At 30.7% G+C, this 1,806-nt stretch carries 2 protein-coding genes; both read right to left on the reverse strand.

The genetic code is table 11. The features are described 5' to 3' along the window. Positions 1 to 428: 428 nt before the first annotated feature. Positions 429 to 1,268, reverse strand: a complete 840-nt coding sequence (locus tag K5G00_RS29230; protein WP_238770141.1) for a hypothetical protein — start codon at positions 1,266 to 1,268, stop codon at positions 429 to 431. A gap of 29 nt (positions 1,269 to 1,297) precedes the next feature. Beyond that, positions 1,298 to 1,687, reverse strand: coding sequence for a hypothetical protein (locus K5G00_RS29235; protein ID WP_238770144.1), 390 nt, complete (start codon positions 1,685 to 1,687; stop codon positions 1,298 to 1,300). Positions 1,688 to 1,806: the final 119 nt, after the last annotated feature.

The following is a 1,806-nucleotide window of genomic DNA, read 5'->3' on the forward strand; positions in this document are numbered from 1 at the left end:
CGGAGAGCGTTCCTGTCCGAAGGACACGGAACTGCGATGCGAGAATCCGCAGTTGGCGTACCACCGAACCCCGCCCTGCAATATGTACTGTGTTACAACCCGTTTTTTTTCTAATTTTTCATTATTAAATCCTTAATCCATATTTCATAAATGATTGTTGCAGCAAGTATTACAGCAACGGGTATTATAAAATATTTAATAATATTCCTTATTGATTTGTTGTGTTTTAAGTTGTTAAGCTCATTTGGAATCCGTAAAATCCACCACCACAAAGTCCATAAAAAGTAAGGTTTGTAATTTTTAGGCACAAAACAAGTATCAAATTTATAGTCATCAAAAAATTCAATAGACAGAATATCTGGGTTAGATAAATCACATTTAATGAATCTGAATTCTTGCGTGTATGAATTATAATTTTTATACATTAATTAGTTGATAATTAAATCCATAAATTCACTTCGTGGAACTTCAAAATATTTTTTTGTGAAAATATTTTTAATAAAAGCATCTTCATCAGAGTAATACATATTATTAAATGGCAATAAAAACCGTATTACTTCTTGTCCATTGACGATTGCATTATTAATTGCAAATTGATTATTTTGATTGTAATAAGAATCGCTTTTTTCTATACTTTTTTGTAGATAATTGTCGAATGATTTATATAGTTTTCTGGTTTTCTTGTCTCTTTCCCAAGTATTCGATGCCTTGCTTTCTACAGTAGATAAAAAGTCAAAATATGATTCAATTTTGTTAGTAATTTCAAATTTGACTTGATTTTCACTTATATATTCTGAAGTAAGAGCACTACAATAGCCTAATGCAACTGGTTTTAAAAATATAAGTCCTTGTGTTTTACTGTTGACAAAGTCTATCATAGATTGATAGTACTCAGGACGAAAAATAAAAAAATGAATTTCATTTGTTAAAAAGGGGTCTTCTTTTATTGAAGAATATAGATAGAGAGTCTTTATTTTTTTGAAAACCAGACAATAAAATGTGATGTTATTATAATTGAACTTATTAAAGTAGAGGTATTCAAAATTGTAATCTGAGGGATAACCTTTATTCAGGCTTTCATGTCTTTTGGATAATATATTTGTATTTTTTGTCCATTCTCCGTCATTGTTTATACACCAGCCGTCTGCTTTGGTTAATTTTACGGGATTTTCAATTAAAAATTCAATTCTTTCAGGTTTTATTCTTTCTTGAGAATAAGCTGATTCTATAAACACGAGTATTAATATTAGAGGATAAAGGCTTTTCATTTTGCTATTTTTTTGCAGTTCAAATTAGTTTACCTTAATAAATATCCTTTATAAGTCAGTCTTTTACCGTTGTATTTAAATTCAACTTTTGTGTTGTCACCAGATATTTTTGTAATGCAAATTTCACAAGTGTCGCCAAAATTGTCTTTTGCTGTAATTCCGCACATCGGATTATCTTCATTCATGCTGATTATTGTATATTTTATTTTTTCTCCATTTCGAAAATCTAATTCCCAAACTTTCAAGTTTCCAACCGTAAAGTATGCGTCTTTAGTAAGTTTTTTGTCGAGAAGATGTGTCAAAACAAAAGTGTATGATTGACTAGAATTACTTTCGCCCGATGAAGCTATAATTCTATTTGAAAATAAAATTGAGCTGACCATCACGAGCATTAAAATGAATAGTTTATTTTTTCGCATGGTTTCTTTTTTTTAAATGGGTTGTAACGGTGGTGGTATGAGGTCGTGGCGGTCAGACGAGAGTCTGACCAGTCCGACCGAAACTGAGGTTGGGACGAGATTCGACTTGTCGAATCCGC

The organism is Maribellus maritimus (genome assembly GCF_022267315.1).
In the GTDB taxonomy this organism is placed as follows: Bacteria; Bacteroidota; Bacteroidia; order Bacteroidales; family Prolixibacteraceae; genus Draconibacterium; species Draconibacterium maritimum.

Coding starts and splice junctions, on each gene's coding strand:
- K5G00_RS29230 (WP_238770141.1), bottom strand. CDS start 1,268: ATGAAAAGCCTTTATCCTCTAATATTAATACTCGTGTTTATAGAATCA.
- K5G00_RS29235 (WP_238770144.1), bottom strand. CDS start 1,687: ATGCGAAAAAATAAACTATTCATTTTAATGCTCGTGATGGTCAGCTCA.